The organism is Corynebacterium callunae (assembly GCF_046592015.1).
GTDB lineage: Bacteria > Actinomycetota > Actinomycetes > Mycobacteriales > Mycobacteriaceae > Corynebacterium > Corynebacterium callunae_A.
On sequence record NZ_JAWVOB010000006.1, the window covers coordinates 179274 to 193165 of the forward strand.

Below are 13892 nucleotides of genomic sequence, written 5' to 3' on the forward strand. Positions count from 1 at the left end.
CAATCTTTCGGGTGACCCAGGTTGCAACAGCGGGGGGACTTGTCCAAAGGCATAGCCAACTAATGATGAAGTAGAGCAAAAACATGCCTAAAGTGGGTGAAAAATAAGCTAGACGCTTTGTGAAAGGTACCACCGGTGCATTCTGTCAGTGTGAAACTGCCCTCCTCAGAAGGTCTGATGATGGCGGCTACTCTCGATCTACCCGATACAGATCCCATCGCCTATGCGATGTTCGCTCACTGTTTTACTGGCTCCCGGTTTACTCCGGCTGCCGCGCGCGTGAGTAAAACCCTGGCAGAATCCGGAATCGCCTGTCTACGATTTGATTTCCCTGGTCTGGGCCAGTCTGAAGGTGAGTTTTCCAAAACCACCTTCAGCTCCAATGTGCAAGATATTGTGGCTGCTGCCGACTGGTTGGAAGAAAGCTATGCAGCACCCCAGCTGCTCATTGGCCACTCCCTCGGCGGGGCCGCCTCTTTGAAGGCTGCTCCCATGATCAAATCTTTGCGCGCTGTTGCTACCCTTGGTGCACCTTTTGATCCAGCACATGCGGTACTCCACTTTGCCGATCGCATCGGTGATGTTGATGAGCAGGGTGCAGTTACCCTCACTTTGGGGGGCCGTGATGTGACAATCTCACGGGAATTCCTCGAAGATCTTGCAGAAACCAACCCCGAAGAACACCTACCCAAGCTGCGCCGCCCCCTGCTACTGCTACATTCCCCCATTGACCAGACCGTGGGCGTGGATAATGCCCAGCTGATTTTCCGCCTTACCCGCTATCCAAAGTCTTTGGTGGCTCTGGAAAAGGCAGACCACTTGCTTACCAAGGATGGCACTGCGCAGCGCGCCGCCCAGATTATTCGTACCTGGGTGGAGCCCTATCTTGATCCGCTCAATGCAGATACGGCCAATGTGGAACTGCCTGAAGGGGTGGCCCAAGCAAAGTCCATTAAGGCCAGCAAATTTGGCGATACGATTCGCACCGGTCGCCATACTTTTATTACTGACCGCGAAAAGAGCCAGGGCGGAAAGAATTTGGGTTATACCCCAACCGCACTGCTGGTGTCCGCCCTTGCTGCGGCAACTTCTCAGAGCATCCGCGAGGCGGCCAAAGCTTCCCGAATTAATAGCCTGCAGGATGTGGAAGTTACCATCTCCCGGGTAGTGGGTGAAGATGATCATGAGATGAAGCTGCGGCGTCAGGTTTCCCTCATTGGAGATCTCACTGCCGATGAGCATCACGAGCTATTGGCTGCAGGTAGCAGCTCCGACCTGGAACGATTGCTATCCAAGGGTGTCATTATTGAAGATGAGGCTCGATAAATGAGCTTGGAACTGGATAAGCGCTGCCCCTGCGGTACCGGCCTGACCTATGGTGAATGCTGTTTTCGCTTCCATTCTGGGGCTCAAACCGCACCTACCGCTGAAGTGTTGATGCGTTCCCGTTTTAGTGCTTTTGCCGTGGGGGAAAAGGATTACCTCCTTGCTACCTGGGATCCCGATACCCGTCCCGCCACCCTTGAGCTTGATCTCGGCATTAAGTTCTACCGCTTGGACATCTTAGAAACCACTGCCGGTGGCCCCTTTGATGATTTTGGGCGCGTGAAATTCCAGGCTTTTTATAAGGGCTTAGCTAGAGGAGTGCAGGAGGAGGATTCGAGCTTCCGTAAGGTTGATGGAAAGTGGTTCTACTCCGCAGGTGAGGTTGAGTAGCTTTTAGAAATGTGGTTATGACCAGCCGATTTCTCTTTAAAGATGACACTGATGTAACCTATTCTCGTTGCCAATTGACCCCTGGGGTTTGATGGTGACGGCGGACTGTGGCGCAGTTTGGTAGCGCACTACACTGGGGGTGTAGGGGTCGCAGGTTCAAATCCTGTCAGTCCGACAAATTTCACCAGCTTAAAGCAAATTTATTCACTTTAAGCTGGTTTTTCTTTTGTTCTCTGCCCGCTTGCCTGCGGTCTTTCCGGTGCTATTTCTGGCTTGCCGGGACAGATTCAGGGACAAATTTAGGCACAGCCCGCACAAAAATAATCATGCCGACCAACTCCACCAGGGTTTGGCTCACCACCACAATGGCAGCTATAGAAAGCTCGGCAGGAAGTGCTAGCGCCAAAGGCAACACAACTAAAGAATTTCGGGTTGCGCCAGAAAATATGAGGGCTCGAGTTGCTGGCACATCCTGGTTGAAAATCTTTCCAGCTAGCTTTCCGAGCGTCGCCATGAGCGCCATAAAAATAGCAAAGAGCGGAATGACCTGTAGCATCATCCCCACCTGGCCACTTACCGCAGCGATTTGAGATGCCACCACGACTGCAAGCGTAAGCATCATCACTGGCACCATCATGGCTTCCATGAGTGTCATAACCCGCCTAGCCCAACCGAACCGCTGCGCCAAGATTTGCGTCAACAATGCCGCTGCCAATGGCACCACAATAAGCAGCATAAATGCTCGAATAAAAGAGCCCACATCAATGCTATTGAGTATTTCTGGTCCCATAATCAGGCGGATATAGACCGGAATCAACAGCATTTGGAGCAGCATTAATAAAGGAGAGGCTGCCAGCAATTTTTCATTCGCCGAACCTGCTAGTCCGGAGAAGACAATGACATAGTCGATACACGGGGCTAGCAACACCAATAAGACACCAACAAGGATCGCAGGCTCATCAGCAATTGCCCGAGTTAGAACAAACACCACCACTGGCACCGCAAGGAAGTTCAGAACCAGCAGGCCTGCCAAAAATCGCAGATCAGTCAGCGCTCGTCCCAAACGGTTGAGAGGAACTGCCAAAAAAGTGGCATAAAGTAACACCATCAAGATGGGATTAATTGCTTGATCAAAGGCTGGAGCCTGGGTCTGGAAAACAAGGCCAATCAAGGCACCCACGCCTAGCGCCCCTAAATACAGCGGAATCTGATACTTATTCCACCAACTGATAATCCGCGGCACGTATTGCGGTGTCCTTTCCTTTTAGATCCCAGTTCAGCAAAGGTTGAGCGCTATCCCCAAACCAAGGACCAGTGTCAGACTCATCTGCTCCTACTCAGTTACTTAAAGTACGGCGGAAATTTTTATTGGCCCAATCCTAAAAACTATGCTCGTGTTGCACCATTATTGCTTTATTTGGATGCACAATGATTAAACCCATTAGAGAAACAAAATAGAAAAGACTTCCATGACGATTTTGTTCATGCTTATCAGTCTGTTGTTGGCCACTGTCGCGGTGGTTGCCATCGGTGACCGCACAGGACTCCCCTGGCCTGCCCTCATGACCATCGTTGCTGCAGGCGGAGCTCTCCTTCCCTTCCTGCCAGAGATTGATATTCCCGCTGACCTCATCCTGCCAATCTTCATCCCGCCGCTACTTTGGGCGTTGGCACGCAAGTCTTCGTGGGCATTGATCCTGGGTCAAAAATCAACAATTATTTCCATGTCGGTGGTGTTGGTGTTTATTACCATCGCAGCCCTTACTGGAGTCTCACTCCTCCTTCTTCCTGGAATTGGTATCGCTGGCGCCATCGTTTTGGCCGCGGCAATTGCTCCACCAGACCCAGTTGCTGTGGATGCTGTCGCAGAACCTGCTGGTATTCCCAAAAGGATCACTACCACCCTGCAAATAGAAGGCCTTTTTAACGACGCTGCCAGCATCGTTACCTTCCACGTAGCGCTCGTAGCTCTTGTGGCAGGTGAAGAACTTTCCTGGAGTGCCGGCATCCTCGAGTTCTTATGGTCTTGTATTGCAGCCGTGGTACTTGGCCTAATTGTTGGTCGCCTCGCAGCGTGGTTTAGTGATCACGTGAGCTCTATTGAAGCCCATAACGCACTGACCTGGGTGTTGCCTTTCGCCATCTATGCAGGTGCGGAAGAAATCGGCGGATCTGGCGTTGTTGCCATCGTTATTGCAGCAGTAGAGCTTAACTCCCGCGCAGCTATTGGCGCTGAAGATCGCCTTTCCGGTCAGGCATTCTGGGGCACCGTGGAAGTTCTCTTTACCGGCCTCGCCTTTGGTCTAATTGGACTTAATGTCCGAGCAGCCATCGATTCGGTGGGAACGGCCTTCTGGCATGCAGTGTGGGTTGGTGTGGTGCTGTCGGTGGTTGCCATTGCGGTCCGCGGAGCCTGGATGTTCTTCAACTACAAACAAAACCGAAAGAATATTGCACACAAGGGTGTAGCAGCCGGAGTGCTACGCGCACCGCTGCGTCTCCAGGAAGCATTGCTAATGACATGGGCCGGCATGCGCGGTCTTGTCACCTTGGCTTTGGTGCTGTCCATTCCTGCTGATGTCTTCCCTTATCACCATGAACTCCAGATTATTGCCCTGGTGGTCCTGCTACTGACCATGGTTGGCCCCGGACTTACCCTGCCATGGCTGGTGGGCAGGCTTAACCTGGACAAGGGGCCAGATGCTGCCGGCGATGAAAGCATTGCAAAACTTACCGAACGCGCCCAAAAGGCTGCAGCCAAGCACCTGATTAGTCAAAGTAATCTGGCAGATGAGCAGATTGCAGCTATCAAGGGCTGGATTGCGCAGGAGTTGTCTGCGGAGGAAGAGGTTGTAGAAAACCTGGCCAAAATGCGTAAACAGGCCAGAACTGCACGCATTGATGCTCTCCACGCCGCCCAAGCTGAGCTGCTGCAGGCGCGCCGGGAAACCGGTATTAATCCGGCTTATGTGGACCAAGTGCTCTCTGCGGTTGACCGTATGCTTATGGCCGCAAAGCGCTAGCCACCTAAAACCAGCAACAAGCTAGATAAACAGCAGCAAACTAATAGCCATCACTGCCATGCCAGCAAGTAGGCCATAAATGGCAGTGTGGTGTTTGCCGGTGGAAATCGCAGTGGGAAGTAATTCATCCACGCTGATAAACACCATGATTCCCGCGACAGCGGCAAAACAGAGGCCTAAGGTAGCTGGGCCCATAAAAGGCATGAGGATTAAGAATCCCACCAAGGCGCCCGCTGGTTCGGCAAGGCCAGACACCGTGGACCACATTAAGGCCTTTTTTCGGGAGCCCGTTGCTTCCCGCAAGGGTACGGCCACGGCAATTCCTTCGGGAATATTGTGAATGGCAATAGCCACGCCAACCGGAATCGCCACCTTGGGGTCAGAAAGCCCTGAGAGGAAGGTCGCAAAACCTTCGGGGAAATTGTGGATGGCAATGGCCACCGCGGTGAGCACACCCATTTTCATCATGCGGGCGCGGCGTTCATAACCTTCCACCGCGCCACCCACGGTGCCAGGCTCATGGGGGTTAATGGCGCTGGGCACCAGGCGGTCAATAATGGCGATGAGTGCAATACCACCGAAGAATGCAGCCACTGTTGCCCAACTGCCGCCACGCTCGCCCCACACGGAGGTGAGTTCGCTTAGCGCCTTGGGGAAGATCTCCACAAAGGAGACATACACCATCACGCCAACGGAAAAACCAAGGGAACCAGCGAGAAATCTTTCGCCCGGAGCTTTGCGTGAGATGGCGATGAGCCCACCTACTCCGGTGGCTAGACCAGCAAAAAGGGTCAGCCCAAAAGCAAAGGCAAAGTTCGATAATTCCATAGCGTGAATATTAATGTTCAAAGCATTGAACAGTCAATGCCCAAGGAAGATCAAAAATCTACTCAGCCCGGCCTTTACGCCACGCCGCCCACAAACGCTGATAGATTCCTCCGCGTTTAAGCAGCTCATCATGGGTGCCAGCTTCTACCACCTGGCCCTTGTCCATCACCAAAATCTGATCGGCACGTGAAGCCTGGTCCAAACGGTGCGCTACCACCAAAGCGGTGCGATCGCGGGTAACTTCATCGGCAGCGCGCTCCAAAGCACCAGCTCCAGCAGATCCGGCCTCGGCTGTAGCTTCATCCATAATCACGATGGCTGGATCCAAAAGCAGCACGCGTGCCAGTGCCAATTGCTGGGCCATCACCGGCTCAAGCTGCACTCCGCGGGCTCCCACCACATTATCCAAACCAGCAGGCAAGCTCTCAAACCATGCGGTGGCCTGCACTCGGTCAAGGGCAGCAATTAATTCAGCATCGGTGGCCTCAGGTTTTGCCAGAGTCATATCCTGACGCAAGGTTCCAGAAAATACATGTACCTCCTGGCTGACCATCGCCAAACGCGCAATTCTCTCGCGATCAGATAAGTCAGACACGGGGTAGTCGTCGACAAGCACCTCGCCGTGGTCTGGAACCCTCAGCCCCGCCAGCAAGGCTGCCACGGTGGTTTTTCCGGCGCCTGAGGCGCCGACCATAGCAACTGTCTCCCCAGGGTTGATGCGGATATTGATATCACGCACGGCCCAGGAATCGCCATAACTAAAACTCACATTGCGCAGCTCCACCCGGCCCTGGGATGCAGCAACGCCACTATCGGGAATCGGCTGCGGCGGATCGGCAACAACGCCGACAATGCGCGCCAGCGAGGCATAACCGGATTGCACGGTATCGAGCACACGCATGAACATATTCATTGGTCCACGCAGGCGGATAATCATGAGCACCGCGCCGGTGACTGCACCCACGGTCAAAGATTCCCGAGCTACCAGGTGATAGCCCACCACCAGGGCACCGGCCAGCATCAAAAACTCCGCTAGCAACATCCAAGTATTCAAAATAAGCATGGTGGTACGCGCGCGAATACCCTTAACCACCACGCTCCAGGAGGCATTGGAAATGTTTTGATGCACCGCGCGTTCCATGGAAAAGGCACGCACTGTGGCGCGTCCGCGAATTGCCTCCAACACTCGGCGAGCACGTTCAGCCATGGCGGCGCGCTCAGCGGCATAACGCTGCGGAGCTTTGCTCAAATAGTGCCGCGCAGCCAGGTAGTACACCGGCCCCACCACCACTGGAATGAGCAAAAACTGCCAGTCCAAACTAAGCAGCGCAATAGTTGTGGCCAGAATCGTAAAAATTGAGGTGCTCAGAATTGGCACGGTTTCTGTCACCGCAGCCGAGAGCTCTGCAATATCATCGGTAGAGCGGCTCACTAGGTCACCGGCGCCGGCATCTTCCACGCGGTGAGTTGGCAGCCCCAACGCCGTGCCCACCATATCTTCACGCAGATTAGCAATTACGCGCTCAGAAATCCGGGCCACCAGATAAAAACCCGTAGCACTTAAGACCGCGCCGAAAATCGCCACGGCCACCAAAATCAGCCCAATGTTCAGCAATTCCTGCGCCGAGCCGTGCTGGGTTACCACATCAACAATCCGGCCCAGCAGCTGGGGCACCAGCACCGAGGCATAAGCTCCCGCGCTCAGCAGCACCATCGCGAGTAAAAAGCACCAGCGTGCATGGCGAATCCGCCTAATCTGGCGCGCCACCTCTTGCCGCACCTGCGGCAACGTGGCCAGCGGGAACCGCAGCGCCGTATCCGGCTTTAAGGGCGCGCTTTTCGACGACAAACTCATGCCTTAAGCTCCTTTTCCAACTCGCTGGCATCCATGTGAGACGCGGCTACTGCACTCCAGGCCGGAGCATTACTAAAAACCAAGGTGATTTTTCCAGCTCTATGGGCTGCTACACGCTCGGCAATATTGTGCTCGGTAACCGAGTCCACCGCGGTCGTTGGATCTTGCAGCACCAATACCTCTGGATCAAAGGCAATTGCCCGGGCCAAGGCCACTCTTTGGCGCTGTCCACCAGATAGCATCCGGCCACCTTCACCCACGCGTTTGTTGGCACCGCCTGGAATATCAGTACAGGAGGCAACCTCAATGGCAGTTGCAGCTATCTCTGGATCTGGGAAAACATTATCGCTCACAGTGCCATCAAAAAGATCAGCTGCATGGGGAGCCACAATTACCCGGGTACGAGGCAAGGACTCTAGCCGAGCCACCAGCTCGCGATGGTCCCCTGCCGAGCGCAGCACAGTGAGGCCCGCGGGGAGTGCGTCGATAAGCGCCTGGGTGGTAGCAGCATCCAGCTCTGAACTGCGCTCAAAATCCGCGCCCAGCACTTCGCGGATGCGCTTGGCAGAGGCTTCAGCTGAGGCCCACCGCGAAGCCAAATTGCGGCCCAACATGGTCATGGGAACAATAAGAAACTGCGTTAAGCCCACCACCGTGATGAGGTCACCAACACTCATGGAGCCATTAAGTGCCAGCAAACCCGCAGAGATACCCAGGGCTGCCACAAAAATTGAGCCGACCGCCTCGGTAATTCCATTAAGGCGTGCTTCGGCAGCATTGGCATAAATCGTCTTTTCATAGGCCTCACTTGAGACCTCCCCATAACGCTTACGCACCGTCATAATCGCGCCCAAACCTTTAAGAATACGCAAGCCTTGGACCACATCAGTAGCAGTTGCCGCTGCTTGAGCCACTGCCTGTTGGCGGGCACCCGAACGCTTTTGCAAAGGTTTTGAGACTTTCAGCGCGATCACCACCAACAGTGGTCCGCCGCAAAGCACCGCAAATCCCAGCCAGGAATTAATGGCAAAAATAACACTGGCTCCATATATCACCGAGGCAACCTCAGCGACCGGGAATACCGTCATCATGACGATATCTCCCACCCTTTGAGTATCCGAAGAAGCAATGGATAAAAGCCCACCCGCAGTGCGCTCGCGACCACCAAAACCGCGAGGATCCTGAATACGATCCGTCACCATCGTGCGAAGATCATGGCTAAGCAGCTGCTGAGAGCGCACCATCATATAGCGCGCCACCCAGTTCACCCCGATAGCTACCAAGAAGAGCCCTGCTAAAACCACCAGCCACCAGCCCAATTTACCCAAACTGGAGGTTGCAATCGCCTCATCCACAGCGCGCCCCACCACCAAAGGTGTCAGCCCATTGCAAATAAAAGACAGCGCCATGCCAATGGAGGCAATAAAACTCCAGGGGCGCTGGCCCAAGGCCACTTTAAGGGTCCACCATTTGGCATCCAGCGCAGGCATTTTCGACGGCTGCGCGCCGGGGCCTGGCAAGGCGGAATAATCTATGATGCTGCCCTTTTCGGCAGTGTTAGCTGATACAGACACAAATGTGAACTCTAGCCTAGATTCCACCCAACCGATATATCGTTATTTGATGTTGCTCTAAGCGTCTAGAATTAGGCTTCGTCATGACAGAATCCTCATATCCCCTGCATCCCCCGATTCCGCCGGTATCCAAAAAGAATGCGCCCCAATTTGCGGGAGAGCAACACCGCGAGATCGGCGCCCGAGCCTTTGACCACGGCAGCACCACCTATGATGATGTACGCCCTGGATATCCAACTGAAGTAATCCAGCTGGCTACGGGATTTAAACGCATTGTGGATGTGGGAGCTGGCACCGGCAAGCTCACCGCTTTACTCGAGGACGCCGGCCACGAGATCTTGGCTTTAGACCCCAGCATAGATATGCTACGTGTGCTGCACGAGGCTTATCCCACAGTCCCGGCCTGGCAGGCAGTTGCTGAACACACTGCACTTGCTAATAGCTCAGTTGACCTGGTCAGTTGCGCTCAGACCTGGCATTGGGTGGATGTACCGGCTGCTGCTGCAGAATTTGATCGCATTATCGCCCGCGATGGCGCCGTGTTATTGGTGTGGAATAACTTGGATACAACAATCCCTTGGGTACACCGGCTTAGCCGCATTATGCATGCCGGAGATGTGCTCAAGCCCGGGTTTATTCCCGAGGTTGCTGCACCCTGGGAAATCTCCACCACCCTGCGCACTACCTGGGAGCAAGAAATCACCCCAGAAAATATCATTAACCTGGCCCACACCCGTTCTTATTGGCTGCGATCAACACCCAAAATTCAGCAGCGTGTGGATAATAATTTGCAGTGGTACCTCTATGAACACCTGGAATTTGCTCCCGGTAAGCCGGTAGCACTGCCCTACCGCTGTGACGCCTTTATACTGACCCGCCAGGCTTAAAGTTTGGGTACTGTGGCGATCAAAGTGAAGCTGAACTTGATTGGAAAAACTCATGTCCCATGATGGCCTATACCTCAATTCCGACGCAGCCAGCACCCTCGAAATTATAGAGGTCCCCGAAATCCCCACCGCTGTTGTCTCTTTCAGCAATTTGCCCCGGTCAGAAATGTCTGCAGCTTTTGATGTCACATTCAAGGCACTAATCCCGACATTAGTCCAGCGTGGCAATTACCCCCAAGGTCCAGGTTTTGCGCTTTACCACCAGATGCCCACCGATACATTCACCTTTGAAATCGGTATTGGTGTGCAAACCCCGCTGACAGAGCAGGTTGCCACCGAATACGAGGTCACTGTGGAGCCTTCTGTTATTCCAGCCGGTCCAGTGTCGCGGATTTCCCACATTGGCAGTTTTGAGGAACTGCCCAAGGCTTGGGAAAACTTCATAGCTGCCATTGCAGCAGCTGGGCGCACCGTAGCTTTTCCTTTCTGGGAGGTTTATGTGACCAGACCTACCCCAGATATGGACCCGGCTACCTTGCGCACAGACCTATATATCGCACTGCAGCCTTAATATAAAAACTGCCCCTTTGCTTGAGTTTAATCAAGCTCAGGGGCAGTTATTTTAAGCAGGCAGGCGCTTATTTACGCTTGCCGCCCTTGCCGCGGCGTTCACGAACACGCACAGCAATACGTACTGGAGTACCTTCAAAACCAAAGCGCTCACGGAATTTACGCTCCAGATAACGGCGGTAGCCAGCTTCCAAGAAGCCAGTGGTAAAGAGAACCACCACTGGAGGCTGAGTGGAGGCCTGAGTAGCAAAAAGTACTCGAGGCAAACGGCCACCACGCATTGGTGGAGGGTTGGCAGCAATAGCTTCACGCAACCAGGTGTTGAGCTGACCGGTGGAAATACGACGATCCCAGCTGGCCAAAGCTTCCAACATGGCAGGCTCCAGGCGCTGCAGGGCACGGCCGGTCTTAGCGGAGATGTTAATCCGCTTAGCCCATGGCACGTGTGCCAGCTGCAGATCCAATTCACGGTCAAGATCGATACGACGATCCTCATCCATAAGGTCCCACTTGTTAAAGGCAATAACCAAGGCCTTGCCAGCCTCAGTGATCATGGCCAAAACACGCTGGTCCTGCTCGGTAATTGGCTCGGAGGAGTCAATGAGCAACACACAGAGTTCAGCTGCATCGATGGCACCGTGGGTACGCAAAGATGCGTAGTACTCGTGGCCAGTTGCAGACTTAACCTTCTTGCGCAGTCCTGCGGTATCAACAAACTTCCACAGGTGTTCATCCAGCTGAATCAGGGAGTCAACTGGGTCAACGGTGGTACCTGCAACGTTGTCCACAACGGAGCGGGTTTCGCCGGCGAACTTGTTGAGCAAAGAAGATTTACCAACATTGGGCTTGCCGACGAGTGCCACTCGGCGTGGGCCTTCAACGATGGACTTGGTGCGTGGTTCTGCTGGGAACAGGGACAAGATCTTGTCCAGCACGTCAGCGCCACCACGGCCGTGCTGTGCAGAAACTGGGTATGGATCACCCAGGCCAAGAGCATAAAACTCGGCCATATCTGCCCACTGGCTATCGGAGTCAAACTTATTGGCCACGAGGATAACGGGAACCTCAGCGCGCAGCAGCTTGGCAGCCATCACCGAGTCGGTTTCAGTAATACCAACCTTGGTATCAACCACAAAAACAATGACGTCTGCGGTTGCCATGGCGATATCAGCCTGGTGTGCAATAGCAGCGTGAATGCCCTTAACATTGGGATCCCAGCCGCCGGTGTCCTGCACCCAGAATCGCTGGCCACCCCAGTCAGAGATATAGGAGATACGGTCACGGGTAACCCCCGGGAAGTCCTCCACCACTGCTTCTCGACGACCGATGAAGCGGTTAACCAAGGTGGATTTACCAACATTTGGTCGGCCCACGATGGCTACGGTGCACAAAGATTCCTCTAGGTGAGGATTCTTGATGCCGAAGGCAGATTCAATCTGCTCCCAGTGCTCATCATCATAACCTTCGCCAAAATCTGGCTCCGCAAAATCAGAGTCATCAAAGTCTTCAGCATCGAAGTCGAAATCATCGTCTTCTTCATCGAAGTTATCTTCTAGGCCAAATTCGCTGGGGTCAAAGTCAGCTGCGGCCCAGCCACCATGAGGAGCAAGTTCTTCCTCATCGGCAAAAGCACCTACAACATCCATTTCGCCTTGGTGAGTGTGGTAAACGAAGACGGTCTCGTCCTCTTCACCTGGCATATTCTTTTTATCGGTCACTGTTTGCTCCTTTCGGCGGAGGCTTCAGTCAACTGGACAAGGAGATCGAGGACCTCATCCATAGTCATAGTGGAGGTATCTATTAGATGCGCATCTTCAGCTGGCTTAAGCGGTGACACTGCGCGGGTGGAATCGAGTTCATCGCGGCGTTGGACATCGGCCAGGACATCAGCAAAGTTCACGCTGCGACCAGCAGCGGTGTCTTGATCAAAGCGGCGCTGGGCGCGGACCTCAGCTGAGGCGGTGAGAAACGCCTTGATGGGCGCGTCGACAAGCACGGTGGTTCCGATATCGCGACCTTCAACCACACAGCGGTGCGCCTTGGAGGCCAAAGCGCGCTGCAGGGCGACAAGGTTTTCGCGGACTTCCGGGATCGCAGACACCGCGGACACCTGTGCGGTGACCTCGGGTCCCCGAATATCCTTTTGTACATCCTGGCCACCGAGGAGAACCTCAGTGGAGGCCGGATCGTCAGAAATCGACAAAGGCAGGGATGCAGTAGCTGCAATTACGGCCTCGGTATCGGCAGGGTCAATGCCTTTGTTGAGCACATGCAAGGTGGCAACTCGGTACATTGCACCGGTATCGAGGTATTTTGCCTCAAGACGAGTGGCTAAAGCGCGCGCAGTAGTGGATTTTCCAGTACCTGAAGGTCCGTCGATTGCAACAATCAAGCCGCCATTAGGCATATTGGACACTGCTGTCACAGCTGCACCACCTTATAGAGGCTGGCCAGCTCGGCGGAGTTCAGTGCGCGCAGGGTACCAGGCTTTTGATCGCCCAATTGGACGGTGTGCAGCTTGGTGCGGACAAGGCGCTCAACTGGGAAATCCAGCTCATCGAACATACGACGCACAATGTGCTTGCGACCTTCGTGGATTTCCAGACGAATCAAGGACTTGCCCTGGAAAGTGTCAATGATTTGCACAAAGTCAGCCTTTGCAGGACCGTCTTCGAGCTCGATACCATCGCGCAGAGCGGAGGTGAGCTTGTGGTTCGCTTCGCCACGCACAGTAGCCAGGTAGGTCTTGCGAACCTCATACTTGGGGTGCATGAGGCGGTTGGCCAGTTCACCATCGTTGGTGAGTAGCAGCAGGCCTTCGGTATCGGCGTCAAGACGACCGACGTGGAAGAGACGCTGGCCAGAGGCAGTTTTTTCACTGACAAGGTCGCCCACGCAAGGACGTCCCAGATCATCACTCATGGTGGAGTGCATGCCACGTGGCTTATTGAGCACGAAGTACTCGAGGTCTTCATTGATGTTGATGCGAACACCATCAACGCGGATGACGTCCTTGGTTGGATCAACGCGGACACCTTGGGTGGTGACGATCTTATCGTTGACCTCAACTCGACCTTGGTCGATCATGATTTCAGCGTGGCGGCGGGAGGCTACTCCGGCTTGGGCCAACACTTTTTGGAGGCGGACTCCATTGGAGTCATTGCGATTGAGGAAGCCCAAGGACCAATCATCATTGCTTGGGACATTTTGCTTCTTGGCAGGTTTAGCGTTGGAAAGGAGGAAATCTTCCTTCTTTGGCTGCTGCTGGCGGGCATCTGGGCGGGCGGATCCTGGCTTATAACCACGAACATTGGACCGGTAGCCGCCAGAGCGAGTGCTCTGCTTCTTTTCCGGTGTGCCATCACGGCGAGCGGGTGGGGTCACGTTAGTGTCCTTAATCTTGAAATCTTATGAAGTTTAATCCTAGAAATCCTACACT

At 54.1% G+C, this 13892-nt stretch carries 12 protein-coding genes and 1 tRNA gene; 6 read left to right on the plus strand and 7 right to left on the minus strand.

Annotation, left to right across the window (positions count from 1 at the left end):
• Window positions 1-135: 135 nt before the first annotated feature.
• The 3 genes from SFC07_RS08645 (at window position 136) to SFC07_RS08655 (ending at window position 1891) form a co-directional block, all read left to right on the plus strand.
• A complete protein-coding gene (locus tag SFC07_RS08645) occupies window positions 136-1326 on the plus strand; it encodes an alpha/beta fold hydrolase (protein WP_411207834.1) in 1191 nt (396 codons plus the stop codon).
• Window positions 1327-1716 (plus strand): YchJ family protein, encoded by a 390-nt coding sequence (locus SFC07_RS08650; RefSeq protein WP_411207835.1) that lies wholly within the window; start codon window positions 1327-1329, stop codon window positions 1714-1716.
• Between the two features lie 101 nt (window positions 1717-1817).
• Window positions 1818-1891: transfer RNA gene (locus SFC07_RS08655), tRNA-Pro, on the plus strand.
• Window positions 1892-1978: 87 nt separating this feature from the next.
• On the opposite strand, the gene SFC07_RS08660 is transcribed toward SFC07_RS08655, so the two are convergent.
• Window positions 1979-2959: an arsenic resistance protein gene (locus SFC07_RS08660; RefSeq protein ID WP_411207836.1), complete on the minus strand. Its 981-nt coding sequence runs from the start codon at window positions 2957-2959 to the stop codon at window positions 1979-1981.
• 226 nt (window positions 2960-3185) lie between these two features.
• Between SFC07_RS08660 and SFC07_RS08665 the strand changes: the two genes are divergently transcribed.
• Window positions 3186-4739 carry a cation:proton antiporter gene (locus SFC07_RS08665; protein WP_411207837.1) on the plus strand — a complete coding sequence of 518 codons (1554 nt, stop codon included), beginning with the start codon at window positions 3186-3188 and terminating at the stop codon, window positions 4737-4739.
• A gap of 21 nt (window positions 4740-4760) precedes the next feature.
• On the opposite strand, the gene zupT is transcribed toward SFC07_RS08665, so the two are convergent.
• Genes zupT through SFC07_RS08680 form a run of 3 tightly spaced genes read right to left on the minus strand, consistent with a single transcriptional unit; the run spans window position 4761 to window position 8912 of the window.
• On the minus strand, window positions 4761-5567 hold the full coding sequence (zupT, locus tag SFC07_RS08670; protein WP_411207838.1) for a zinc transporter ZupT: 807 nt from the start codon (window positions 5565-5567) through the stop codon (window positions 4761-4763).
• A gap of 58 nt (window positions 5568-5625) precedes the next feature.
• On the minus strand, window positions 5626-7377 hold the full coding sequence (locus SFC07_RS08675; protein ID WP_411207870.1) for an ABC transporter ATP-binding protein: 1752 nt from the start codon (window positions 7375-7377) through the stop codon (window positions 5626-5628).
• 41 nt (window positions 7378-7418) lie between these two features.
• Complete coding sequence (locus tag SFC07_RS08680; protein ID WP_411207871.1) at window positions 7419-8912, minus strand: ABC transporter transmembrane domain-containing protein; 1494 nt, start codon at window positions 8910-8912, stop codon at window positions 7419-7421.
• 329 nt (window positions 8913-9241) lie between these two features.
• Between SFC07_RS08680 and SFC07_RS08685 the strand changes: the two genes are divergently transcribed.
• Entirely contained in the window at window positions 9242-9883 is a 642-nt protein-coding gene (locus SFC07_RS08685) for a class I SAM-dependent methyltransferase (protein ID WP_411207872.1), read from the plus strand.
• Between the two features lie 52 nt (window positions 9884-9935).
• Window positions 9936-10454, plus strand: a complete 519-nt coding sequence (locus SFC07_RS08690) for a GyrI-like domain-containing protein (RefSeq protein ID WP_411207839.1) — start codon at window positions 9936-9938, stop codon at window positions 10452-10454.
• A gap of 67 nt (window positions 10455-10521) precedes the next feature.
• Here SFC07_RS08690 and der read toward each other — a convergent pair whose 3' ends face one another.
• The 3 genes from der to SFC07_RS08705 are packed head-to-tail and all read right to left on the minus strand — an operon-like array spanning window position 10522 to window position 13837.
• Window positions 10522-12171 carry a ribosome biogenesis GTPase Der gene (gene der, locus SFC07_RS08695; RefSeq protein ID WP_411207840.1) on the minus strand — a complete coding sequence of 550 codons (1650 nt, stop codon included), beginning with the start codon at window positions 12169-12171 and terminating at the stop codon, window positions 10522-10524.
• Window positions 12168-12878, minus strand: a complete 711-nt coding sequence (gene cmk, locus SFC07_RS08700; protein ID WP_411207841.1) for a (d)CMP kinase — start codon at window positions 12876-12878, stop codon at window positions 12168-12170. The genes der and cmk overlap by 4 nt, the downstream gene beginning before the upstream one ends.
• Window positions 12875-13837, minus strand: a complete 963-nt coding sequence (locus tag SFC07_RS08705; RefSeq protein ID WP_411207842.1) for a pseudouridine synthase — start codon at window positions 13835-13837, stop codon at window positions 12875-12877. The genes cmk and SFC07_RS08705 overlap by 4 nt, the downstream gene beginning before the upstream one ends.
• Window positions 13838-13892 lie beyond the last annotated feature (55 nt).